The organism is Nocardia amamiensis NBRC 102102 (genome assembly GCF_001612745.1).
GTDB lineage: Bacteria > Actinomycetota > Actinomycetes > Mycobacteriales > Mycobacteriaceae > Nocardia > Nocardia amamiensis.
Genome location: NZ_BDBA01000028.1, coordinates 1 through 23,444 on the forward strand (window position 1 = coordinate 1; position 23,444 = coordinate 23,444).

At 69.0% G+C, this 23,444-nt stretch carries 19 protein-coding genes and 1 pseudogene; 9 read left to right on the forward strand and 11 right to left on the reverse strand.

All coding sequences use genetic code 11. From position 1 onward, the window contains the following. The 3 genes and pseudogenes from NA4_RS41905 to NA4_RS07675 all read right to left on the reverse strand — a co-directional run. Positions 1-374 (reverse strand): annotated as a pseudogene (locus NA4_RS41905) (hypothetical protein); the annotation flags it as partial. After that, positions 361-1,494 carry a P-loop NTPase family protein gene (locus NA4_RS07670; RefSeq protein WP_067466175.1) on the reverse strand — a complete coding sequence of 378 codons (1,134 nt, stop codon included), beginning with the start codon at positions 1,492-1,494 and terminating at the stop codon, positions 361-363. The gene NA4_RS07670 and the pseudogene NA4_RS41905, both read right to left, overlap by 14 nt. Positions 1,495-1,558: 64 nt before the next feature. Beyond that, positions 1,559-2,341, reverse strand: coding sequence for an SDR family oxidoreductase (locus tag NA4_RS07675; protein ID WP_067466177.1), 783 nt, complete (start codon positions 2,339-2,341; stop codon positions 1,559-1,561). Positions 2,342-2,489: 148 nt separating this feature from the next. Here NA4_RS07675 and NA4_RS07680 point away from each other — a divergent pair, with 148 nt between their 5' ends. Genes NA4_RS07680 through NA4_RS07695 form a run of 4 tightly spaced genes read left to right on the forward strand, consistent with a single transcriptional unit; the run spans position 2,490 to position 8,381 of the window. After that, positions 2,490-3,836, forward strand: coding sequence for a lipase family protein (locus NA4_RS07680; protein WP_067466179.1), 1,347 nt, complete (start codon positions 2,490-2,492; stop codon positions 3,834-3,836). 59 nt (positions 3,837-3,895) lie between these two features. Next, positions 3,896-4,708: a tRNA (guanosine(46)-N7)-methyltransferase TrmB gene (gene trmB / locus NA4_RS07685; protein ID WP_067466181.1), complete on the forward strand. Its 813-nt coding sequence runs from the start codon at positions 3,896-3,898 to the stop codon at positions 4,706-4,708. Next, positions 4,705-5,433, forward strand: coding sequence for an NYN domain-containing protein (locus NA4_RS07690; RefSeq protein ID WP_084496883.1), 729 nt, complete (start codon positions 4,705-4,707; stop codon positions 5,431-5,433). Before trmB ends, NA4_RS07690 begins: the two co-directional genes overlap by 4 nt. Then, complete coding sequence (locus tag NA4_RS07695; RefSeq protein ID WP_067466183.1) at positions 5,433-8,381, forward strand: MMPL family transporter; 2,949 nt, start codon at positions 5,433-5,435, stop codon at positions 8,379-8,381. The genes NA4_RS07690 and NA4_RS07695 overlap by 1 nt, the downstream gene beginning before the upstream one ends. Positions 8,382-8,572: 191 nt before the next feature. Here the strand turns inward: NA4_RS07695 and NA4_RS07700 are convergent, their stop codons facing one another. Together NA4_RS07700 and NA4_RS07705 are read right to left on the reverse strand one after the other, a co-directional pair. Continuing rightward, entirely contained in the window at positions 8,573-10,858 is a 2,286-nt protein-coding gene (locus NA4_RS07700; protein ID WP_245671178.1) for a DUF2339 domain-containing protein, read from the reverse strand. A gap of 160 nt (positions 10,859-11,018) precedes the next feature. Then, the gene (locus NA4_RS07705; protein WP_067466191.1) at positions 11,019-11,471 is read right to left on the reverse strand and encodes a hypothetical protein; all 453 of its coding nucleotides are present in this window, start codon (positions 11,469-11,471) and stop codon (positions 11,019-11,021) included. Between the two features lie 452 nt (positions 11,472-11,923). Here NA4_RS07705 and NA4_RS07715 point away from each other — a divergent pair, with 452 nt between their 5' ends. Next, entirely contained in the window at positions 11,924-13,114 is a 1,191-nt protein-coding gene (locus NA4_RS07715; protein WP_067466196.1) for a helix-turn-helix domain-containing protein, read from the forward strand. Here the strand turns inward: NA4_RS07715 and NA4_RS07720 are convergent. From NA4_RS07720 to NA4_RS07740, 5 genes are all read right to left on the reverse strand, one after another. Continuing rightward, positions 13,111-13,479 (reverse strand): MerR family transcriptional regulator, encoded by a 369-nt coding sequence (locus tag NA4_RS07720; protein WP_067466199.1) that lies wholly within the window; start codon positions 13,477-13,479, stop codon positions 13,111-13,113. The genes NA4_RS07715 and NA4_RS07720 overlap by 4 nt on opposite strands. Before the next feature lie 72 nt (positions 13,480-13,551). Further along, a complete protein-coding gene (locus tag NA4_RS07725) occupies positions 13,552-14,196 on the reverse strand; it encodes a DUF1707 SHOCT-like domain-containing protein (protein WP_067466241.1) in 645 nt (214 codons plus the stop codon). A 149-nt stretch (positions 14,197-14,345) separates the two neighbouring features. Next, entirely contained in the window at positions 14,346-15,011 is a 666-nt protein-coding gene (locus NA4_RS07730) for a response regulator (RefSeq protein WP_067466204.1), read from the reverse strand. Positions 15,012-15,030: 19 nt separating this feature from the next. Beyond that, entirely contained in the window at positions 15,031-16,206 is a 1,176-nt protein-coding gene (macS, locus tag NA4_RS07735) for a MacS family sensor histidine kinase (protein ID WP_067466207.1), read from the reverse strand. Next, complete coding sequence (locus NA4_RS07740; protein WP_245671180.1) at positions 16,184-17,476, reverse strand: AI-2E family transporter; 1,293 nt, start codon at positions 17,474-17,476, stop codon at positions 16,184-16,186. The genes macS and NA4_RS07740 overlap by 23 nt, the downstream gene beginning before the upstream one ends. Positions 17,477-17,757: 281 nt before the next feature. On the opposite strand from NA4_RS07740, the gene NA4_RS07745 reads away from it, so the two are divergent. Genes NA4_RS07745 through NA4_RS07755 form a run of 3 tightly spaced genes read left to right on the forward strand, consistent with a single transcriptional unit; the run spans position 17,758 to position 20,804 of the window. Then, positions 17,758-19,278: an adenylate/guanylate cyclase domain-containing protein gene (locus NA4_RS07745; protein ID WP_174552914.1), complete on the forward strand. Its 1,521-nt coding sequence runs from the start codon at positions 17,758-17,760 to the stop codon at positions 19,276-19,278. A gap of 4 nt (positions 19,279-19,282) precedes the next feature. Then, a complete protein-coding gene (locus tag NA4_RS07750; protein WP_067466210.1) occupies positions 19,283-20,371 on the forward strand; it encodes a lysylphosphatidylglycerol synthase transmembrane domain-containing protein in 1,089 nt (362 codons plus the stop codon). Positions 20,372-20,402: 31 nt separating this feature from the next. Then, the gene (locus tag NA4_RS07755) at positions 20,403-20,804 is read left to right on the forward strand and encodes a DUF3054 domain-containing protein (protein ID WP_067466212.1); all 402 of its coding nucleotides are present in this window, start codon (positions 20,403-20,405) and stop codon (positions 20,802-20,804) included. Here the strand turns inward: NA4_RS07755 and NA4_RS07760 are convergent. After that, the gene (locus tag NA4_RS07760) at positions 20,775-22,403 is read right to left on the reverse strand and encodes an NTF2-like N-terminal transpeptidase domain-containing protein (RefSeq protein WP_245671179.1); all 1,629 of its coding nucleotides are present in this window, start codon (positions 22,401-22,403) and stop codon (positions 20,775-20,777) included. The genes NA4_RS07755 and NA4_RS07760 overlap by 30 nt on opposite strands. Before the next feature lie 427 nt (positions 22,404-22,830). Between NA4_RS07760 and abmR the strand changes: the two genes are divergently transcribed. Beyond that, positions 22,831-23,427, forward strand: a complete 597-nt coding sequence (gene abmR / locus NA4_RS07765; RefSeq protein ID WP_067466215.1) for an ATP-binding transcription factor AbmR — start codon at positions 22,831-22,833, stop codon at positions 23,425-23,427. Positions 23,428-23,444 lie beyond the last annotated feature (17 nt).

Genomic DNA, 23,444 nt, shown 5'->3' on the forward strand with positions numbered 1-23,444 from the left:
GGCGGCGATCCGATGGACGGCGATGTCGTCTCCACAGCCGCCCGCGCGTCGGGAATCGGCTCGGACAACGTGATGCGCGGCTCGAAACGGGCCAGCTCGGTCCGCAGCAGCGTGGTGTTGACATCGGCGGGACCGATCACCGTGACCGTCCTCGCAGCACCGGAGCCGTGCACCGCACGCAGCAGCGCCAAACCCTGCGGATTCCACCGCGCGACCACCGCCTCGACCTCGGGAGAGAGGGCGCGCACGCTGTCGGGGTCCACGGCGTGCCCACCGTCAGCCGGTGAGCCTGGGTCGGTGGTTCCGGTGCCCGGCGCCGAACCAGCCGCCTCGGCAGCCTCCGCCGGTACATCCGAGGGCTCAGAGACCGGCACTGCTCATCCGTTCCCATAGTCGGACGTACCCGTTGTGCACGCGTAAGGCGGCGCGGCGGGCCGCGGGGGGCATGTCGCTGGTGACGACGGCGCGCCACCGGACGGCGCGGGACATCGCGTCATCGGCGTCCGAGGGCGCCGGAGCGGGATAGCCCGCGGCGAGGTGAGCCACCTCGGGCCGGGCCAAGCCCGCGCAGAGCCCGAGCCAGAGGGCGTCGTCACCGTAGAGATAGGCCTCCAGCAGGTCGCGAGCACGGCCGCCCTGCTCGGGAACCGCGCTGGCGGCCAACCGGGCCAGTTCGTCGAGCAGCTCACCGCCGCGCAGCGCGGAGACCTGCTCGTAGCGGCGGTGTAGCAGCCGGTGTAGCGCGTCGATGCCGCTGGCGGCGTGCAGGATCTGCACCAGCGCCTGCGGCGCGAGCTCCGGATCGTGGCGCAGGGCGGTGCAGGCGCAGACCACGCCGTAGAGGTCCCAGCGTTGCAACAACTGCTCGCGCTCGGCGACATCCGGCCCCGGCGCGACGAACAGATCCGGCGACAACACCAGCGCGGGGTCCGCCTCGGTCGCGAGCTTGCGCAACAGGACCAGGTCGTCGGTGGTCATCGCGCCCGCCCTGGTGCGCACCGCCAGCGACGCGACGACCGGAACGACTGGAACCCGCAGTTCCCGGCCGTATTGTTCGGCCGCGGCCACCGCGTCGCCCCAGCGGGAGCCGATCGCGTCGGCCTTGTTCAGCACCACGACCGTGCGTTGCGGCGGCAGGGTGGCCAAGACTCTGCGGTCGGCGGGCGTCGGCGCGACGGACAACACGTAGACAACGATGTCGGCGTCGAGTTCCGGATCGGGCGCCCCCGGCTCGTCCACCGGATCGGTCTCCACCGCGGACAGCAGCGCGAGCGCGTGCAGCACCGTTGTCCGTCCCGCGTGGGCACGCCCGGTCACCTGGATACGCGGCGGTTTGCGCCAAGCGCTGACGGCTGCCGCGGCGGCATAGCCGATCTGCGGGTCGGGTCCCGCTCCGAAACGCAGTTCGGCGAGCAGCTTGTCGAGCTGATCGTGGTCGGGCGACGGAACGCCCCGCCCGCGCAGTGGCCCGTCGGATTCAGTGGCTGTCGGCATGCTGCACCCCCTTGTTCGGTGCGCAATTCTGTCAGAAGTCGCGCCGCCGGACCGGCTCGACCGTTCAGCTGCCGCTGAAGAACTTGTTCGCGGTCCGCACTGCCCAGTTCGGGGCGTATTTCGCGACGGTGGCCAGCACCTTCGCCTGCACGCCGATCTCGTAGTGCACCTTCGGCAGCCTGCCGCGCTTGCGGGTGGCCGCCCAGATTCCGGCGGCGACGTCATCGGCGGTCAACCGCACACCGAGCGACTTCGTCGTCCCGGTGGTCACACCCTCCACCATCGCGGTGGCGACGAACAGCGGCCAGATGGCGATCACCCGGATGTCGTGGGGTTCCCACTCGAGATCGAGGGCCTCGGTCAAGCTTTTGACCGCCGCCTTGGTCGCGCCGTAGCTCGCGAGCTCGGCTTGGCCGTAGATCGCCGAGGCCGAACAGAGGTTGACCACCTGGGCGCCGGGGGTGGCGCGCAGGTAGCGGAACGCGCTGTGCGTCCCCGCGAGCACGCCGACCAGGTTGACCTCGACGATCGCCCGGTGCGCGGACAGATCGATGGACTCGAACGGCCCGGCGCGCAGGATGCCCGCGTTGTTCACCAGGATGTCCAGCCGCCCGTTCTCGGCATCGAACTCCGCGAGCCGCTGCGCCCAGTGCGTGTCGTTCGTCACATCCAGCACGCCGGTGCGCACGCTGCCGCCCTTGCCGGTGATGTCGGCGGCCAGCCTGGTCAGACCGACCTCGTCGAGGTCATAAGCGCCGACGTGATAGCCCTGCGCGGCGAAAAGAAGTGCGGTGGCCCGACCGATCCCGGCTGCCGCACCGGTGATGAACACGGTCGGTCTGTTCATGCGGCGGAGTCTAGTACCGATAGTCCTGGTAACAGGGGGTTCACAGACCTGTGGTTGGTCATTTACCCTCTCTTTGAGGTCAGCACCGTTATCAAAACGCAATGTTAGGTCTCGAATCGGCAACGACCACAACGATGCGGAGGTTGCGATGACCGCGGAATTCACCTGCGTTGTCGATCCTGAGCCTGTTCCCGCCCCGGATCACGGGCCCTTGCTCCCGAGCGTCGACCCGTTCCACCGGCCGCCCAAGGGCTTCGCGACCAAGCCGCCGGGAACCATCCTGCGCAGCAGGAAGATCGACCTGGCGCTGTTCGGCGTCATCCCACAGCAGGTCGCCGCCTGGCAGCTGCTCTATCGCAGCTCTGACCTGCACGGCGCCCCGGAGGCGGCGATCACCACGGTCCTGCTGCCGCTGGACGCCGAACCGGACGAGGACCGACCGCTGCTGGCGTTCCAGACCGCGATGGACGCGGTGACCGAGAAGTGTTCGCCGTCGTACGCGTTGCGCTACGGAGCCCGTGCACTCGGCTCCATCACCCAGCTCGAATGGCTGCTGGTCGCGAACGCGCTGCGGCGCGGCTGGGCGGTCACCATCGCCGACCACGAGGGCCCGCACGGAAACTTCGGCGCCCCGCGCGAGCCCGGCTACCGTGCGCTCGACGGCATCCGCGCCGCCCTGCGGTTCGCGCCGCTCGGTCTCGCCCCCGACACCCGGGTCGCGGTGTGGGGCTACTCCGGCGGCGGCATGGCCAGCTCGTGGACGGTCGAGATGGCGCCGACGTACGCCCCCGAACTCGACATCGTCGGCGCGGTGCTCGGCGCCCCGGTCGGCGACCCGCGCCAGATCTTCGACCGGCTCAACGGCACCGCCTACGCGGGCCTGCCCGCCATCGTGATCGCCGCGCTCCGCAGGCTCTATCCCGCCCTGAGCAGGCTGATCGATCACGAGCTCAGCCCCGAGGGCCATCGGTTCGTCGTCCACGCGGAGAACGCGACACCGGTCGGCGCGGTCCTCGGCCTCGCCCACAAGAAAGTGGACGACTTTCTCAGCCGCCCCCTCGCCGAGGTACTCGACACGCCGGAACTGACGGCGATGTTCGATGATCTGCGCCTCGGCAACGCGACACCGGCCTGCCCGCTGCTCGTGCTGCAACCCGTGCACGATCAGGTCATCCACGTGGCGGCCGTGGACGGCCAAGTGGAGCGGTACCGCCGGGGCGGAGCCATGGTCACCTACGTGCGCGACCGGCTCAGCGAGCACCTGTCGCTGCTGCCGCTGTCCACTCCGGTGAGCCTGGACTGGCTGGCCGATCGGTTCGCCGGGCAACCGGTGAGCGACGTCGGCGACACGACCGTGTGGTCGGTCGCCGCCTCGCCGTCGGGGGTGCGTGGCCTGCTGGAAATGGCGGTGACCGCGGCCAAGGTCGCGCTCGGCCGCCCGCTGCGCCAGCAGCAACCGACCGCGGCCAGGATCGCGCCCGCGCGCGCCGCCTGACCTCCCGCTCAGCGGTCCGTGCACAACCGCCTGCCGCACGGATCGCCGGATGCTGGACAATGGACGCCGTGAACGACGCCGTGAACCACACTGCCGAATCAGTTCCGGGCCCGCCGTCCACAGTTTCGGCCTCGGCCGAAGGCGGGCCCCGGCACAAGACCGGCTCCCGCCTGTACCCCCGGGTCACCAGCTTCCGGTCGCGCAGGGGCGCGCTGACCGCGACCCAACAGCAATCCTGGGACCGGATGTGGCCGACGATCGGTCGCGAGGTGGCCGACGAGCCGCTGGACGCGACCGCCTGGTTCGGTCGCAAGGCGCCGCTGGTCATCGAGATCGGCTGCGGCACGGGCACCGCGACTGCCGCCATGGCACAGGCCGAGCCGCATCTGAACCTGATCGGCATCGAGGTCTACCAGCCGGGCCTCGCGCAGCTGGTGCAGCGCATCGAGCGCGAAGGGATCGAGAATATCCGGCTGCTGCGCGGCGACGCGGTCGACGTGCTGGAGCACATGATTGCCGAAGAGTCGCTGACCGGCGTCCGAGTGTTCTTTCCTGATCCGTGGCCCAAGGCGCGCCACCACAAGCGGCGGCTGCTGCAACCCGCGACGGTCGCGTTGATCGCCAGCCGCCTGAAGCCGGGCGGTGTTTTGCACGTCGCCACCGACCACGCCGGCTACGCCGAGCACATTCATCAGGTCGGCATGGCGGAACCGCTGCTCAGAGGGCTGAACGAGGCCACGGGCGGAGACAGCGCACAGCATCGCGCGACCGCGCCGATCGGGTTCGAAAGGCCCGTGACGAAATTCGAAGGCAAGGCGCATCGCGCCGGTAGCGCCATCACCGAGCTCATATGGGGGAAGATCGACCAATGAGCGTCAGTGAGATGGCCCACGAGGTAGTCGATGTTGCGGGGGAGGTGCACGGAGGCGGAGCCGAAGGCCTTGGCGGCGCGGCGCCGGACGTGCGCCGGGTCCTGCTGGTCTGGGACGCCCCGAACCTCGACATGGGCCTCGGCGCCATCCTGGGCGGGCGGCCGACCGCCGCCTACCGCCCGCGTTTCGATGCCCTCGGCCGCTGGCTGCTGGCCAGAACCGCCGAGTTGTCGGTGGGCAGCGTGCATCGCGTCGAACCCGAGGCGACCGTCTTCACCAACATCGCGCCGGGCACCGCCGACGTGGTGCGGCCATGGGTGGAGGCGCTGCGCAACGTCGGCTACGCGGTCTTCGCCAAACCCAAGATCGACGACGACTCCGATGTCGACGCCGACATGCTGGCGCACATCGCGTTACGCAGCCGCGGCGCCGGTTTGGCCGGGATCATGGTCGCGTCGGCCGATGGCCAGGCGTTTCGCGAACCGCTGGAGGAACTCGCCGCCAACGGTGTACCGGTGCAAGTGCTCGGCTTCCGCGAGCACGCGAGTTGGGCCGTCACATCCGATACTCTCGAATTCATCGACCTCGAGGACATTCCGGGCGTATTCCGTGAACCACTGCCCCGGGTGAGCCTCGACTCGCTGCCCGACGAGGGTGCCTGGCTGCAGCCGTTCCGGCCGCTGTCGGCACTGCTCACCTCTCGCCCTGCGCAAGGAGTCGCTTAGTGTTCACACGCTGGGGCGATCTGGCCTACCGGCTGCGCTTCGCCGTTATCGGAATCGTGGCCGCGGCCCTCTTGGCATTGGGCGGATACGGCTTCGGCCTCGAACACCACCTCAGCTCCAGCGGATGGGACGATCCGACATCGGAATCGGCGGAGGCGGCGCGGATCTCGGACGCGGCGTTCGGACGCGACCACAGCAGCGACGTGATCGTGCTCTACACCGCGCCCGAGGGCAAGACGATCGACGACCCGGCGTTCCGGCAGCAGATCGTCGACAGCCTCAACCGGCTGCCCAAGGAGCACCCGGACGAGATCGCCAAGGTGAACGGCGCCTACTGGCAGACGGAGACCGGACCGGCGTCGCCTTCGCTCTTTGGTTCAAAGGATAAGAAGTACACCTTCGCCTCGATCGCCATCGTCGGCGACAACGACACCGAGATGGTCCGCAACTTCCGGAAAGTGAAGGACGTCTTCTACATTCCGGGCGTCGACGTCCAGGTTACCGGCTTGCAGGCGGTGGCAGGCACGCTCAACGACACCATGGCCGCCGACCAAAAGCGCATGGAGATGCTCGCCATCCCGGCGGTCGCGGTGCTGCTCTTCTTCATCTTCGGCGGCCTGGTCGCCGCCGGTCTGCCGCTGGTCGTCGGCGGTCTCACAGTCATCGGCGCCAACGGCATCATCATGTTCCTGACGAAGTTCACCGAGGTGAACTCGTTCGTCTCCGGCGTTGTTTCGATGATCGGGCTCGGCCTCGCCATCGACTACGGCCTGTTCATCGTCAGCCGTTTCCGCGAGGAACTGGCCGAGGGCTACGACACCCGCGCCGCGGTCCGGCGCTCGGTGATGACGGCGGGCCGCACCGTGGTGTTCTCCGCGACCATGATCATCGCCAGCCTCGGCGGCATGCTGCTGTTCCCGCAGGGCTTCCTGAAATCGGTGGCCTACGGCACCATCGCGACGGTCTCGCTGGCCGCACTGACCGCCATCACCATCCTGCCCGCGATGCTCGGCGTGCTCGGCCCACGCGTGGACATGCTGGGCCTGAAGGCATTCCGCAAGAACAAGACCGCGGAGGAAGTCGAGAACGGCTTCTGGGGCAGGATCACGCAGTGGGTGATGAAGCACCCGCTCAAGATCGCCGTGCCGATCTGCATCGGCCTACTGCTGCTCATCATCCCGGTGAAGAACCTGGCCTTTGGTGGCATCAACGAGCGGTACCTGCCGCCGGACAACAAGACCCGCGTGGCACTGGAGGAGTTCTACGAGGTCTTCCCGCTGAAGAAGACCGATCCGGTCCAGCTGGTCATGGTCTCCGATGACAGCAACGCGGTCGGCAAGGTGTGGAAGCAAGCCAGCGAAGCCCCCGGCCTCACCGGCAAGTTCGAGGTGCCGAGCCGCTCCAACAGCCAACCCGATGTCTACCGGACGAGCGCGACGCTGGAGGATTCGGAAAACGCCGATCCGACCATCGAATACCTGCGCTCGATCGACGTTCCCGACAACGTCCAGCTCTTCGTCGGCGGCCAGCCCACGATCCAGAAGGACAGCATCGACGCGCTGCTCGATCGGATGCCTGCGATGATCGCGCTGGTCATGTTCGTCACCACGCTGCTGATGTTCCTCACCTTCGGCTCGCTGGTGCTGCCGATCAAGGCCGCGCTCATGAGCGCGCTCGGCCTCGGGTCCACGCTCGGCATCCTGACCTGGATCTTCGTCGATGGCAACGGTGCGAGCCTGTTGAACTTCACGCCGCAGCCGATCATGTCACCGGTGCTGGTGCTGATCATCGCCGTGATCTACGGCCTGTCCACCGACTACGAGGTCTTCCTGCTGTCCCGCATGGTCGAAGCGCGCACCCAAGGCGCCTCCACCACCGAGGCGGTGCGGGCGGGGACCGCGCACACCGGCCGCATCATCACCGCGGCCGCGCTCATCCTGCTCGTCGTGGTCGGCGCGTTCGGGTTCTCGGACCTGGTGATGATGCAGTACATCGCCTACGGCCTGATCGCGGCGCTGTTCATCGACGCCACCATCCTGCGCATGCTGCTGGTGCCCGCCACCATGAAGCTGCTCGGCGACGACTGCTGGTGGGCCCCCGCCTGGATGAAGAAGGTTCAGCAGAAGATCGGCCTCGGTGAACCCATACTCGACGACGAGCGCCCCGGCGGCGGCGATGTCGTCGACCTGGTCAAGACCACGCCGGTCACCGACCCGGTGACCATGCAGATCCCCGCGATCACGGCCGCCAACAAGGTGCCACGCAGGCGTAAGCCGCGCACCGTCGCGGAGATCGAGGCCGACGCGCCCACGCGGCGTCTGGACCGCACGCCACCGCCGTCGCCTACACCGCAGACCGCACCAGCGCCAGCGCCAGCGCCGCACGATCCGACCAGGAGGCGTCCTACGCCGCCGACGAATTCCGCAATACGGCAGGGTGATCCGCTCCGCCCGCGGCGGATTACGCAGATCCCGGTGGCTTCACACTCGGCGCCGGACCAAGCCGATCCGCAACCGCAGACGACGTCCGCGACGACGTACAACGCCACTGGGCCACGACCGGCTCCGGCCGCAGGCACGCCGCGGGATCCGAACGGGTCGCCTTCTCTGGCCCTGCCGGAGCACAGCGCGCATCCCAACGTCCCGTCCGTCACTCCCCCGCCGCGCCCGATCCAGTCGCCGGAGCCGCAGCACCAGGCCTCCACGCCGCCCGAACCACGGCCGCACTCGCGAGAAACGGGCGGTCCCGCGCATCGCGCGCCCGAGACCGGGCCGACTGCGGAGCCGGACAACGGCCCGGACACCAACCGCAGCAGCATCGAGAATTGGATGGCCGAACTCCGGTCCTCGCGCCGTCAGAGCGTGCGGCACAGCGAGGGGCGTCACCATGACAGCGAAGGCCGCACGGTCAGCGTGAACGAACTGCTGCGCCGCCGCGAACGCGAGTGAGCGACCGAGCGCGCAGGTGAGAAGGCCCTCGCGCCCCGGCCGATGCGCCGACTCAGCCACAGCTGCATCCTGATCCGGGCCGACCAGGTCGATGAGTTATGCGCATCGCCGGATCGCTCGGCCTATTCCCGGCCGCCGGGACACCAATGCCCGTCACCCAGTGGATTTCGAGGCATTCGGTCGGCAACTGCTTATGTGTTGCGTTCGGGGTAACTCGACGGCCGGTCAGCGGCGTCGCGTTCCGCTCCCGCGTCGGCGAAGGCGCGGGCGTAGCGGGTTCCGGCCAGGAGCAGCAGGATGCCGACGACCAGGAATGCGGCGACGCGGACGAGTCCGTCCAGGGTGGCCAGGTCGAAGAGGAACAGTTTGGCCAAAGCGGCTGCGGTGACCAGCAACCCGGAGCCGAGGGCGAGCTTGGCCACGGCGGGTGCGCCGGCAAGCCTGCGTAGTCCGAACAGGAGGGCCGCGGTGGCGCCCGCCATCCACAGGATGGTCGCGGCGCTGTGGCCGATGAGGAACCCGCTCCTGGCGCCGGTGGCGACGCCGATGGACACCGTCGCCGTGGTCACCGCGTAGAGTCCCGCGACGCTCGCGGCGATCCACTGCAATTCGCCGCCTACCGCCATACCGGGCAGCCGTCGCGCGCACCACAGCGTCACCGCGACCACCCCGAGAGCGAGCACCGCGCCGAGCACGGTCGCCGAGCCCAGATTCGCCTCGGAACGAGCCTGCGCGGCAAGAACGTCCGGGCCCGCGACATTCAGCAGCGCGAATCCACCGAATACGGCGAATGCCGCCCCGATTCCGGCCGCGACGCGGGACCGCTGCTGGCCCGCCACGCCGAGAAACGCCAACGCCACCACGAGCAGAGCGATCGGCAGCGTCTCGGTCTCGGACACGCCGACGCACGCCTCCAGCAACGCGATCGAACCCGCGACGGCGGCGACCACGGTGGTATGGCCTGGAATCCGCAGGTACGCGCCCAGTTTCGGCAGCATGGGCAGCGCGGCGACGAACAGGAGCACCGCCGCGGCGACCGACGCCACCAGTACGGCGGCGCGCCGGTCCTCGTACATGGCGGGCGCGATCAGCATCGGGACCAGCGCCGCCGCCATCGTCAGCGAGGCGGTGAGGTCGGCGGGCCGAGGCCGGACGACGACGATCGTGCCGGCGAGCCCGATCAGCGCGACCGCCGCCGCGGCGACGAGCAACCAGGCCCGCTCACCTGCCGCAGGAGTGCCGAGCACGGCACCAACGAGGAATACCAAGGTCGCGAGTACCGCGGGCATCGTTCGCGCCGCGTGCAGATATGGCCAGTTCCGCGGCAATTGAACCGGTATGCAAGCCACTTGCAACACGATCAAGAACCCGAGCAGCACCAGGCGGCTGGTCAGCACCGGCGACAGCGCGGCAACGGAGAGCACCACGACCACGGCCAACGGCTGCGACCGCCACCGCATCGCGAGGCCGACTCCAGTGGCGGCGACACCGAAGGCGACCGTGAGTCCGAGCACCGGATGCAGCCAGTGGTAGATCGCGGTCACGGCGACCACATCGAGGTAGGCACCGGCGATGCCGGTGGCCGCCAAGGCGATTCCGCCGACCCGCCCGCCGGTCCGCCCGAAGACCCGCACACCGGCGCCCACCAGCGCCGCCGAGAACACACCACCGGCGACGACCCTGGGCACCGGACCGAAGAAGCCCGCCTGCGCGGCCAGCACCAGCAACATCGCGACGCCGATCAGCGTCACCGCGACACCGGCCAACGCCAGGATCCGGCTGATCACGCCGTCGCGCTGCCACCACGGCGTGTGCGGGACCCGCGGACCAGCCGCGTGCGGTGGGACGGGCGGACGCGGCGGCGCGGCTCCGGGCATCGGCCCCCAGGTGTTCGGCGGCCAAGGCGCGCCGCCGCCCCACACCCCGCTGGATGACGGGGCGAAACGCGAAACGTAGTGGGGCTGCGGCGCGGGAATCGGCGCACCAGCCACCGAAGGACCGGGCCAAGGCGGCGTGGCTGGTGCCCCCGCGATTGGCGCACCAGGCGCCGCCGAAGCCGCGCGATCCGCTGCCGCGAACCCACCAGCCACGGAAGCCGCAGCCTGGCCGGACACTCCGGTCGTCGCCGAGGCCCGACCGCTTGCCGCATCGGCAGCCGGATCGCCGGTCGCGCCAGATGCTGGATCCCCCGCCGAGCCGGGCATCGATCCGCTGACTCGTTCGGATGCGCGATCGCCGGTCCCGCGCGCCGACTCCCGTTGAGCCAGACCGCCCGCCACCCCCGACGCCGTTGTTCTCGGGACAACAGATGGCGTGCGCCTCAGCTCCGTGTCAACCTCCTGACCTGCGGCGGAGTCCGCGGCGACCTGCTCGCGCAGCAGATCCAGATCACGACCGAGCACACCCAGACGCGTTCCCAGCGTGGTGAACTCGCCGGAGAGCCGCGCGAGCAACGCCGGATCGATAGAGGTAGTCATGACTTCATGCTGGTTCCCACGGCGCGCGCGAGCATGAGTAATAACCCCTGTAGACAGCCGAGATCTACCTGACCGTCGTCGGTCGCAGGTGCCGGGAGCGCACTACACACGACCGGCCCCCACCCGGGCACTCGAGTGGGAGCCGGTCCCCGCCAGATGGTCAGTAGGCGCGCAGGCCGATAACCTCGTGGACCGCCTCGATCACCGCGGAACGCGGCGGCATCCGCAGGACGCCGGGCGCGGGCTCCCCTGCCCAGTGCCAGCCGAGCGGTGAATCGGAACTCGGCAGCAGGAGGATCCGGCCGCCCGGGACCACGGTGACCTGGTGACCGGCGAGGGAGCGCCGGATCGGGACCTCCACGGGCCGAGCGGGGCTCGGCGGCGTGACGAGGAAAGTCCAGTTGCGTTCGCCTGGATCGGCGACCACGGGTGCGGTGTGGTGGCGTTCCAGCTGGGTCAGGACCTTACGGCCCAGTTCCGGCGGCATGACGATCGCGCCGATGATGGAACCGGTGGTGATCATCGGGCGTCCGGCGAGGAGCTGAACCGGCAGCCCGTAGGTATGCCGCAGCAGGTGGGCGACTTCGTTGGGAGAATGACAGCGCTCGAACATGCCCCTAACCCGCCCCGAAGAAGCCGGACTTGCCCATGACTGCGCCTCGCTGGCGCTCGGCTCCGTCATGCACGGTGCGCGCTATGCCGATGATTCGCTCGCTGCGCTCCCTCATGGCAGCGGACGTTCGGCATAGCAACTCGTGCTGGTCGCGCACCCGCCGCCTGGGGAACGCGGGTAGGGCGCTGACGAGGCGTGCCGATCGAGTGGTGCTGTGGCGCGCCGGTCGCGTGGTCTGTGCATCGAGCCCGCACGCGCGATCGGCGCGTCCGGCCTGCACTGTGTTGTTCGGCATGGTGATCATTGCCGCCGCCCTTTGCTGTCAAAGTTGCAGAAAGGCAACGGTATTCCAACTAGCGGCCAACTAGTCGTACGCAATGTCCCACTTCGGTCGTGTTCGATGACCTAGCGTCGTACCCTGAAACCCAGATTTAACAAAAGGACTTGGGTACATGGACGAATCGTCGATCGGAGTTCGGATCCGCCAGTTCCGCGGGAAGGCGCTCACCCAGCGCCAGCTCGCCGATCAGGCCGGGGTCAGCGTGGATCTGGTGCGCAAGCTCGAGCAGGGCGGCCGCCAGACCGCCTCGATCGCCAGCTTGCAGAAGATCGCGCGCGCCTTGGACGTGGACATCGCCGACCTCATCGGCAAACGTCATGGCGTGCCGTCCGCCGACCCGGACGCGGGCATCGTCGCCATTCGCCGCGCGCTGACGCCGGTCGACGATCTGCTCGGCGAAACCAAGGAGGAAGCGGCGGTCAGCCTCGACGACGGCCACCGCTCGGTCGAGTATGCCTGGGGCGCTTACTGGTCGGGCCGCTACGAGCTGCTGACCTCCATCCTTCCGCCCGGGCTGACCCAGCTGCGCGCCACCGTGCACGCCGCTCGCAACGGTTCGGTCGCGCCCGCCAACGAGCTGCTGGCCAGGATGTACTGGGTAACCGGCTGCACACTGGTGCATCTCGGCCAGACCGATCCGGCGTTCCTGGCGATCCGCCAAGCGCTCGGCGCCGCCGAACTGGGCAACGACCCGCTGCTGCTGGCCACCATCCGCGGTTCGGTCGCCTGGCAGCTGCTGGTGCAGGGGCGCTACGACGAGTCACGCGGCGTCGCGTTGAACGCGGCGGCGAATCTGGAGCCTTCCGGCGACGTCACGCCCGCCCATCTGTCCGCCTACGGCTCGCTGGTGTTGCAGGGCGCGACCGCCGCGGGCCGGGCGCAGGATGTGCACAGCGCTTTGTCGCTGGTCGAGACCGCGGGCGAGGTCGCGCTGCGGATCGGCGGGGATCGCCAGGATTACGAGACCTATTTCGGCCCTTCGCAGGTGGTCATGCAGACCGTCGACGTGAACGTCTCCTCCGAGCGCTACCCGGAGGCGCTGGCCGCCGCCAAGGACATGCCGGTCAACGGGAGTCTCCCGCAGGCGTCGCGGGCCCGCCACCTGGCCGACACCGCCGTCGCGCTGACCCGCACCGGCCAGCACCAGCGCGCGCTGGACACGCTGCTGACCGCGGAACGGGTGGGCGGAGCAGACTGGCTGAAGTACCAGACGCTGCCCCGGCATATCGTCTCCGAACTGCTCGACCACGACCGGCGAGTGCCGCTGCGCGCGTTCGCCCGCCGCATCGGGGTCAACACTTAACTCCCCGAACGCTCGGCCGCCCGGTCGATCACCTCGTCCAGCACCTCGCGCGAGCGGACGAGGTCATTGATGGTGCGGGTGATCCGCTCTCGCTCGGTCCGCAGCTCCGCGACGAGCGCCGGGGTGGCGTACTCATTGGGGCCGCCGTCCGCATCCCGCATGCACGGCAGGATCCGCCCGATCTTCTTGCTGGTCAGGCCCGCGGCGAGCAGTTCTTGGATGTGAATGACCCGGTCCACTGCCCGCTCCGGATACTCGCGATGGCCGCCGGGCGTGCGATCGGACGCCAACAGCCCCTGCTGCTCGTAGTAGCGCAGTGACCGCTCACTGACGCCGGTGCGCTCGGCAAGCTCCCCGATCCGCATCCGCCACCTCGACTTTCGCATTCCGGCTCGAGTCTCACAAATGCGATCGCGGCCGGATTCGCCCTACTCCGCTCAGCGCCCCAACAATCGGCGCCAGTGCGCTATGAACGGATGCTTGGCGGTCACCGATCCCAGCCGCATCCGACCGTGCACCACCAGGTGCAGCGGGCCGAGCGGCGGGCCGGTGCGGACCTTGTTGTTCACGCTAGAGCCGATCAGCTCCAGCGCGTCCAGGTCGACGGTGGCCTCGGCGGGCACGATCAGGGTGACCGAACCGCAGTAGTCGTCGATGCGCACCTCGACCACCTGGGTCGACATGATCGCCTCGGTGAAGTCCAGGGTCACCCCGGACATCCAGTTGTTCAGATACAGCCTGGATGCCACCTGCCACGGGCCGCGGCGATTGACCGCGGACATACGCGAGCGGATCACGTTGCCCGCCGTGTTCGAGCCGGGAACCGGCGGGACCGGCTTGCCGAAGGCAGGCGAGGAGTTCACGAAGGTCGACGGCGGGGCGGCGGGCCTGCCGATCAGGCGGACGCCGGGCAGGTCGATGAGCACCGCGTTCAGTTCTCCGCGGGTCTTCGCGGCCAGCGCGGTGTCCATCCGCTCGGTGAACTCACCGAGCGAGAGCATGCCCAAGCCGACCGCGCGCTGCAAGAGCTGTCCGACGTGTTCGCGCTCCGCGTCCGACACCCGCAGTTCCCGGTCACCCACCGTGGACGCCGCCGGGTTGCCGCCATCGGAGCCGACCGCATGGGATACCGATTCGGGGCCGACCATGCAGTCGAGGGTACCGATCGCGCGGCCGCTACCGCATCAGGGCGATCCCCGATTCCCAGCCTCCGTCCGCCGTTATTTCCGGGCTACTCGAGCCCTTGCTCGATGGCATAGCGGGTCAATTCGACCCGGTTCGCCAGCTGCAGTTTGCGCAGCGTCGCCTGCACGTGGTTCTCCACCGTGCGATGGCTGAGGCCCAGCCGCGCCGCGATCTGCTTGGCCGACAGTCCTTTCGCCACCATCCGCAGCACCTCGGTCTCCCGTTCGGTGAGGGCGGGGCGATGCGGCTCGTCGGGCTGCGCGGGTGCGGTCGCCATACGCCGGTACTCGCCGAGCACCAGCCCCGCCAGGCCCGGCGTGAAAACCGCCTGACCGGCCGCGGTGGCGCGGACGGCGTCGATCAGCTCCGCCGCCGACGCGCTCTTGACCAGATACCCCGAGGCCCCGGCCTTGATCGCGTCGAGGACGTCGTCGCGCTCGGCCGATGCCGAGAGCACCAGCACCCGGGTCTGCGGAGAGACGCGCAGCACCTCCGCGGTGGCCTGCGCCCCATTGCCGTCGGGGAACTGCATGTCCATCAGCACCACGTCCGGCCGGACCGCCGCCGCCCGCCTGGTCGCCGTGCCGACGCCGTCGGCCGTGGCCGTCACGTGGAATCCGGCCTCGGTGAGATCCCGGGAGACGCCGTCGCGCCACATCGGGTGATCGTCCACCACCATCACCGAAATGGTCTCGGCCGCCTGGTCGGTCATCCGCGCCTCCCGTCCGCACTCATCGCGGCACCCGGAATTCCCATTCGGTGCCGAAACCGACGCCGCCATCGATCTCGGTGAGTAGGTCCGCACTGCCACCGAGCGCCGCGATCCGCCCGACGATCGACCGCGATATCCCCATCCGCCCTTCGGCTTCCGCCTCGGCCAATCGGCCCGGCGGGATGCCGACACCATCGTCGCGCACACTGACCACCAGTTCGTCTCCGGTGTCCTCCAGCAGCACATACGCTTTCGCATCCGGCCCGGCGTGCAGCTCCACATTCGACAGGGCCGTGGCCACGGCGGCCGCGATCTCGTTCGCCATCCAGCGCCCGACCCGCACCGGATCGCCGGGCGTCGACACCGACACTTTCGGGGTGGACTGCGCGGTCAGCAGCGGACGCAGGTCCACCTCGGTCCCGCCTTCGTCTCGGTGATCGGCCTGCTCGGAGATCAGCACGCGCAGCGCCACCTCTTGCTCACCGGCGCGCAGCGCCAGTTCCTCGGTGGGGCCGCCGATCTCGCTGCCACGGCGCTTGATGTAGCTGAGCACCTGCAACACGCCGTCGTGCACCTCGCGGGAAAGACGTTCGCGCTCTTCGGCGGCCGCGGTCAGGCGCACCGCGTGCTCGAGTTGGTCTTGTGCGCGGCGCGCGGTGTTCGCGGCCAGCCCCAAGGCCAAGCCCACCGAGACGAGCACCGGCACCGTCGCATCCGTCCACACATCCTCGCCCCACTGGTCGCGCACGGTCAGCGACACCGCGGCGATCAGCGCGCCGGAGAGCACGCCCGCGATCGGTCCGCGCAGGATAGCCGCGCCGATCACGGCATTGGTGGCCCACAGCGTGGTCGGCAGCGTCTGGTGTCCGTGGTACCAGCCGTAGTCGGCGACCAGCCTGGTGGCGGCCATCAGCCCGATCACAACCACGTGATCGCCGATCACCACCCAGACGCGCAACCGGGCGACGCCGGGGAACTGCCACTGCGACAACATGATCGCCGAAGCACCCGACCACACGGCCATCAGCGCGATGAGCACCCAGCTCAACCGCTGGTTGGTGTAGTACGGCGCCGAGGCGATCTGCTGACCGACCGCGTACAGCAGCGTGACCAACCGCAGCGCCTGCGCGGCCCGCCACAGTGGCGTGGTCGCCACGTCGGCCGAGCGCAATTCAGGTGTGCGCCGCGCCGTCATCGGATTCCCCGCCCTCCTCGGACTCCGCCCGCTGCCACGCCGCGCCTGCCGGTCCCGCCGTTTCCACACCGGCCGTTTCCCCCGCTTCTCGTCCGGCGGCGGCTTTCCGCTCCGCCGCCTGCCGGTGCGCTGCCTCGATCAATGTCGCCGTCACGTCGAACCGGCCGGGATCGGGTCGGTCCGGTTCGGCCGAATACAACCTGCGATGGTCGTCGCCGGTTCGCAGCTCCTCGAACAGCTCCTCGGGACCTTCCAGCAGCGACCGGATCGCGGTGTTCATCACCGCGACGAACGGCACCGCGAGCAGACCTCCGGCAATTCCGCCGATCACCAGCCCCGCGGTGATCGCCAGCACCACCGCCAGGGGATGGATGCTGACCGCCCGGCCGAGCAGCAGCGGTTGCAGCACATGGCCCTCGAGTTGCATCACCGCGATGATGATGCCGAGCACGATCAGTGCGGTGACCAGACCTTTGGTCACCAGCGCGATGAACACCGCGATGAAGCCGGCCAGAAACGCGCCGATGATCGGGATGAACGCGCCGATGAACACCAGCGAGGCCAGCGGAAGCGCCAACGGCACACCGAGGATGGCCAACCCGGCGCCGATGCCGATGGCGTCCACCGCGGCGACCACCACGGTGGCGCGGACGAACCCGACCAGCGTGCCGAACCCGAGTTGCCCCGCGGTGCGCACCCGCTCGCGGTGCTGGGTCGGCACGACCCGGGTGACGAACTCCCAGATCTGATCCCCGCCGTAGAGGAAGAAGATCAGGATGAACAAAGTCAGGAAAGTGCCGGTGAGCAACTCGCCGATCACGGTCGCGGTGGTGAGCGCTCCGCTGGTCAGACTGTCCTGATTGGACTGGATGGCCTTGACGATGGCGTCGCCCGCGTTGCGGATCTGCTCATTGCTCAGGTGCAGCCGTCCATTGATCAGCCAGTCCTGGATCTGATGAATGCTCTCGGTGAACTTGGCGGACAGCTGCGGCACACCGGCGACGAACTGCTCGACGACGAACGTCATGACACCGGCGACCAAACCGAGCGACCCGACCAAGGCGACGAAGACGCCCAGCGCGCGCGGTAACCCCATCCGCTGCATCCAGTCCACCAGCGGTGCGAGCAGCGCCGCCGCGAGCAGCGCGATGGCGAGCGGAATGACCACCGTGGCCAATTTCTGCACGATCGCCGTGACCGCGATCGCCAGCGCGAATAACACCAGCAGCCGCCAGCCCCACTCCGCGGCGACGCGCACGACCGGATGCACCGTCTCCGCCGCGGGCCGCGACAGACTGATTTTCCGCTCGGGACTCGACTTCGGCTCGGTCACCACCTGAGCTTAAAGGGGCGCAGTCGGACGTAGTTCGTTGTCAGGCCGCGTACGGCCGCAGCGTCGACGGAGGTACGCGCAACCGGCGCGGCCGTGCCCTGTCCGCGATCAGTAGCGGGTTGCACCAGGGCGGCGCCCATCGGCACCCGGACATGCCGACTTGTAGAAACGCTAGATTGGTCCTCGTGTCGGCGCCCTTGGAAGCGGTCAAACAGACCATGCGAACGCGCTGGCCGCTGTACCTGACCTCGATGCTGCTGGCGAACGCTTTCGGCGCGGTTCTGGTGTGGGCGTTCATCCTGTACGGGCTACCCGTCCCGGAGGGTGAGCCCTCCGGCGTCAGGCGCACCGGCCTGCTGATCCCGGCCCTGGTCTTCCTGACCGGCGGCCTGCTCAGCACGGCCGCCTCCGCCCTGATGCTGCGACCGGTGATGCGCTGGCAGATGCGCGGCGGACCGCCCAGCCGGCAAGAGCAGATGGCCGCGCTGCACGCCCCGCTGCGTCAGGCGATCCTGCATCTCGCGTTGTGGTTCACCGGCGGAGCCGTCCTCGCCGCGCTGATCATCAAGGACACCCCCGCGCTGGCGGGCGCGGTCGTTGTCACCGAGTGCATGGCCGCGACCTTCGTCTTCGGGTTCACCTACATGCTGGGCGAACGCATCCTGCGGCCGGTCGCGGCCCAGGCGCTCACCGAGGGGACCTTCGACCACACCCTGACGCCCGGCATCGGCACCAGAATGGCGATGACCTGGGGACTGGGCACCTTCGCACCCACCATCGCCATCGTGCTGCTGTGCGTCACCCAGATCTCCTCGGATGTGAAGTTCTCCGCCCAGTCGCTGGCGTTGTCCATCCTGCTGCTGTGCGGCGTGGTGATCATGCAGGCCCTCGCGTTGTCCATGCTCACCGGTTCCAGCATCTCCGACCCGGTGCGCCAGCTCAGCCAGGCGATCGACCGGGTGCAAGGCGGCGCGCGCGACGTTCAGGTGGAGGTTTTCGACGGCAGCGTCATCGGGCTGCTGCAGGTCGGCTTCAACCGGATGATGGAGGAGGCCGCCAAGCGCCGCGAACTGCAAGAGCTGTTCGGCCAGCACGTCGGCGAGGACGTGGCGCGGCGGGCGCTGGACTACGGCACCGAACTGGGCGGCGAGACCCGGTTCGTCGCGGTGCTGTTCGTCGATATGGTCGGATCGACCGCGACCGCGGCCGAGCGCCCGCCCACCGAGGTGGTGAGCCTGCTGAACGAGTTCTTCCGCATCGTGGTGGATGTGATCGACCGCCACCACGGTTTCGTGAACAAATTCGTCGGCGACGCGGCGCTGGCCATCTTCGGCGCGCCGCTGGACCGCCCGGACGCGCCGACCGCCGCACTGGCCGCCGCCAGGGAACTGCGCGAGACCCTGCGGGAAGTTCCCGGCCTCGACATCGGAATCGGCGTCTCGGCGGGCTTGGCCGTCGCGGGAAATATCGGTGCCGCGAACCGTTTCGAGTACACGGTGATCGGAGACCCGGTCAACGAGGCATCCCGGCTGACCGAACTGGCCAAAGAACGGCCCGGCCGGACACTGGCGTCGGGCAGCGCGCTGTATTTCGCCGAGGAAAGCGAGCAGGAGCAGTGGGAAACCGGCGACGAGGTACAGCTGCGCGGCAGACGCAGGAAAACGCTGCTGGCCTGGCCGCGGGAACGGACCGACGCGCCCGAGGGTGCCGATGCCGAAACGGCGCGTTCGTTAGGCTGACGGCGTGACGGCCAACGGGGAACTGGCAGGAGAACCTGCGCCGCCGCCCACGGCGGATTCCCGCCGTGGCAGGTTCCGGTGGCTGAAATGGGTGCTCGGAGCCGCCCTGCTGGCCTTGCTGATCGCCGAGGGCGTGTACCTCTGGCCACGTCTGCACGAATCGTGGCGCAAACTCACCGAGATCCACTGGGGCTGGCTCGCGGCCGCGATCTGGCTGCAGGCGGTGTCCATGAGCGGTTTCGCCAGAGTGCAGAAACAGCTGCTCAACGCGGGCGGGGTCGGGGTGAGTCAGCGGAAGTCCGTCGCGGTTGTCTACGGCGCGACCGCGATGTCGGTCACCCTGCCCGCGGGCCAGGTGTTCTCCACCGCGTTCACCTATCGGCAGACCAGGCGCTGGGGCGCGAGTCCGATCGTCGCCTCCTGGCAGCTGGTGTTCTCCGGTGTGGTCGCCGCCGTGGGGCTGGCGCTGCTCGGCGTCGGCGGCACGCTGCTCGCGGGCGGGAATGTCGGCCCGCTGAACCTGATCCTCTCGCTGGCCGCCGTCGTGGCGCTGGTGTGGGCGGGGAATTACGTCTCGCGCAATCCCGGTTCGCTCGAAGCGCTGCTGCGCAGGCAGCTCGCACTGGTCAACCGGCTGCGCAAGCGCCCGCAAGGACAGGGCGCGAACAAGATCGCCGACGTGCTCGAGCAGCTGGAGTCGGTGGACCTCGGCAAGCGCGACGGCGTCCTGGTTGCGGTGTGGGCGCTGGTCCATCGGTTCGCCGATGTGGCCTGCCTCGGCGCGGCCTGTTACGCGGTCGGCGCCGATCCGCGGATCGCGGGTCTGCTGCTCGCGTTCGCCCTCGGCAAGGCGGTCGGGTCCATCCCGTTCGCACCCGGCGGCATCGTCTACGTCGACGCGACGCTGATCTACGGTCTTACCGCCGCCGCGGGCCTGCCCGCCGCGCAGGCGGTCGCGGCGGCGTTCGTCTACCGGATGGTGAGTTTCATCCTGGTCGCCATCGTCGGCTGGATCGTCTTCCTTTTCCTGTTCCGGACCCGGCAGGCCGAGGACGCGGAGTTCGAGAAGGAATTCGAGCAGCGGCGGCTGTGAGTCGCCTGATGGCCGCACTACGCTTGCCCGCGTGAGGAAACTGCTGCCGCTGGTCACGGATGCGCTGCTCGTCGTCGTCTTCTGCGCGATCGGCAGGCGCAGCCACGACGAAGCCGTCCTCGCCGGGCTGCTGCGCACCCTCTGGCCGTTCGCCACCGGGCTGGCCGCGGGCTGGCTCATCATCGTGTCCGGCCGATGGTGGCGCACAGCCGGCGAAGGGCAGTTCGACGGTACGGCGCTGTGGCCGACCGGCATCGTGGTCTGGATCAGCACCTTGGTCGGCGGCATGCTGCTGCGGGTCCTCAGCGGTCAGGGCACGGCGGTCAGCTTCGTGCTGGTCGCAGGCACTGTGCTCGCGCTGTTCCTGCTCGGGTGGCGCGCCGCGTTCGGCGTGCTGAGCCGATCACGGTTCCGGGGTCGCCAGCGCCTGTAGCATCCTGGCCGCCATTCGTGCGGTCGCGTCCCTGCTGTCCACGTCCTTGATGTGCAGGGCGAAGACCAGATCACCCATGGCCCCGATCAACCACCCGTCCCGGCCCGCGATCGCGGCGAACGCGTTGACGTCCCGGTAGCGGCGCACACTCGCCAGCTCCGGCGCGTTCGTGGCGTCGCGCAGCAGGCCGCGCAGCCGATCGGTGGCCTCCGGTGACAGCGGGCCGAGCTTGGCGTCGGTGGTGCTCGGCCGAGCGACCTCGATCATCGGCGGCGGCACCGAGCCGCGCGCGATCGTGGCCGCGGCGATCGCCATGCCGAACGGGCTGGCCAGCACCGCGTCGGAACCGGCGCCCTGCACGACCTGTTCGGCGCTGCGGCCGACCACAGCCAGGCGACCGGTCACCTCGTCCAAACCGGGCACGTCGAAGTCGATGCCGACCCCGAGGGCGGTCGCGGCCTGGGCTGCGTCCTGCACCGAAACCTCGTGCGGCGCCTTGCCTTTGGCCACCGCCGCAACCGTGCGGAACAGTTCCATGGCGCCGCCGACCGGATACAACCCGGTGAACGCCACGGGGCCGTGCTCGCTGGCGTAACTGTTCTGCGCGACCGCGACCACCGCCCCGCTGGACGGCTGGATCGCCACGATCGAGGCGGGCGCGCCCACGCTGACCACCGCGTCCTCGGCGGCGCGTTGCAAGCGCTGGTCCATGGTGCCCGCGATATCCGGTCCCGGCGGCCCCTGCTGGCCGGCGAGCTGCGTGATGAACCGGCCGTCCCGCTCGAACAGCTGGACACCCCAACCCGAGTGCGCCTCCTGACTTTCCTGCTGCACCTTGCGCAACGCGTCCAGCATCGGCGACCAGACCCTGCGGTCGGCGGAGATCAGCCGCGGCTGCTTCTCCATGACCACGCCGGGAATCGGCGCCATGCGCGGCTCCAGAATGGCGAAGTCACCCTCGCGCAGGTTCACCGCGATGATCGGCTTGCCCTGTGAGGTGGCCAGCTGCTGCATCAGCGCGGGCCCGGTGATCAGCGGCGCCACCGGCTCGATGGCCTTGGCCATGGCATTGGTCGAGGCCACCGGGTCGGGCATCTTCGCGGGGTCGAGCTTGATGACGTTGATGGTCTGCTCGGTCATCAGCGGCTCGCCGACGATGTCGTTGACCCGAGGGGCGGGCGACGGCAGGGTCCGCACCAACCGCACCGTCCGGTTGTGCGCCAGTTGCGGCATGACGACCGCGGGCTCCCAGGAGATCCGCCAGCCGATGGCCAGCTTGCGCACGTTGCCCTGCAGACTGTAGTTCCAGGTCTTCTTCTCGCCGAAGCTCCACTCGACGTCCATGCTGAAGATCGCCGACTGCGGGTCCAGGCCGATGACCTGGGTCTTGCGGTAGTCGACCTTGCCGGGCTGGAGTCCGTCGAACATTTGCTTCAACGTTGCCGAAGCCGCAGTGGGGTACGACGTCAGGTCCGCCGCCTTGGCGTATTCCTGATCGTCGAGCAGATCCGTGAAGCGCTCTACGACTGCCTCGGCTTCATTCTGCTTCTCGTGCATCCCACACGACCCGATCGCGAGCGCGAGCGATGCCACCGCCATGAGTGCCATTGCGCCCCGAACGCGAAAGGGGCGGGATCCCCACACATCCATGTCGCCCACTCTTCACTCTTGTCACTCCAGTAACAAGACCACCGTACCCGAAAAAGACCAGACCGCGATGCCTCCGTAGCGCGGACGTTACCCATGCTCAGCATCCCAATTCTGCCCCGAGATCTCGCATCTCGGGAGGCCTTTCATGATCATCGCCCGGCCGCTCGAAGGCAAACCGGCGCCGCAACCGTACCGGCCTTCACAAAAAGCCGGGCGGTTACCGCCATACCGGACGTTTCGAATCAATTAATACCCATCCGCGCCCCGATCGAAGCGCGCGGACTCCTGTTCGCACAGAGCGGAACCCACCTGCTCGATTGCGAAGTAATCTTGTAATCAACGAAAGACACGCACCACAGTAAGTAGGTGACTGGCCATGAGAAACACACACCGCGGCCGCGGTTTCGGACGACCTGGCGGCTGGCAGCAGGCCGACCTGCCGGATCCAGCAGATGCGCCGGACTGGTTCGCCGGAAGGTTGCCAAGCGACTGGTTCGCCGGTCCGCCGGTAATCGAAGTGGACCGGGACGAGATCGTCGTCATCGGTGAGCTGCCGATCCCGCAGCCGGAGCAGCGGCAGACCGACGACGCCGAGACGCAGACCGACGAGGTGCCGCGCGCGACCAAAGAGGGCGCCGTGGCTCGGTTCCGCGAGTCCACCCGCCCGGCTCGCATGCAGATCGCGAACGAAGCGCAGCACCGCTACCAGCGCAGCGTCGCCTGGGGCGTATCGGTGGACGGGGAACGGATCATGTTCACCCACCTCGCCGTACCCGTCATGACCCGGCTGCGTCAGCCGGAACGCAAGGTGCTCGACACCCTGGTCGACGCGGGCGTCGCCCGTTCCCGCGCCGACGCGCTGGCCTGGACGGTGAAACTGGCCGGCAAGCACGCGGAAGCGTGGCTGGAGGAACTGCGCGTCGCGATGCGCAAGGTGGACGACCTGCGCTCGGAAGGACCGCAGGGGCTGTAGCTGTACCGGGTCTACTG

Excerpts from the sequence above, each read along its gene's own strand:
- macS (WP_067466207.1), bottom strand. The coding sequence starts at position 16,206 with ATGACGGCGCGGCGCACACCTGAATTGCGCTCGGCCGACGTGGCGACC.
- NA4_RS07680 (WP_067466179.1), top strand. The coding sequence starts at position 2,490 with ATGACCGCGGAATTCACCTGCGTTGTCGATCCTGAGCCTGTTCCCGCC.
- abmR (WP_067466215.1), top strand. The coding sequence starts at position 22,831 with ATGAGAAACACACACCGCGGCCGCGGTTTCGGACGACCTGGCGGCTGG.
- NA4_RS07745 (WP_174552914.1), top strand. The coding sequence starts at position 17,758 with ATGCGAACGCGCTGGCCGCTGTACCTGACCTCGATGCTGCTGGCGAAC.
- trmB (WP_067466181.1), top strand. The coding sequence starts at position 3,896 with ATGGACGCCGTGAACGACGCCGTGAACCACACTGCCGAATCAGTTCCG.
- NA4_RS07760 (WP_245671179.1), bottom strand. The coding sequence starts at position 22,403 with ATGGCGGTGGCATCGCTCGCGCTCGCGATCGGGTCGTGTGGGATGCAC.
- NA4_RS07715 (WP_067466196.1), top strand. The coding sequence starts at position 11,924 with ATGGACGAATCGTCGATCGGAGTTCGGATCCGCCAGTTCCGCGGGAAG.
- NA4_RS07675 (WP_067466177.1), bottom strand. The coding sequence starts at position 2,341 with ATGAACAGACCGACCGTGTTCATCACCGGTGCGGCAGCCGGGATCGGT.
- NA4_RS07670 (WP_067466175.1), bottom strand. The coding sequence starts at position 1,494 with ATGCCGACAGCCACTGAATCCGACGGGCCACTGCGCGGGCGGGGCGTT.
- NA4_RS07690 (WP_084496883.1), top strand. The coding sequence starts at position 4,705 with ATGAGCGTCAGTGAGATGGCCCACGAGGTAGTCGATGTTGCGGGGGAG.
- NA4_RS07720 (WP_067466199.1), bottom strand. The coding sequence starts at position 13,479 with ATGCGGATCGGGGAGCTTGCCGAGCGCACCGGCGTCAGTGAGCGGTCA.
- NA4_RS07730 (WP_067466204.1), bottom strand. The coding sequence starts at position 15,011 with ATGACCGACCAGGCGGCCGAGACCATTTCGGTGATGGTGGTGGACGAT.
- NA4_RS07705 (WP_067466191.1), bottom strand. The coding sequence starts at position 11,471 with ATGTTCGAGCGCTGTCATTCTCCCAACGAAGTCGCCCACCTGCTGCGG.
- NA4_RS07700 (WP_245671178.1), bottom strand. The coding sequence starts at position 10,858 with ATGACTACCTCTATCGATCCGGCGTTGCTCGCGCGGCTCTCCGGCGAG.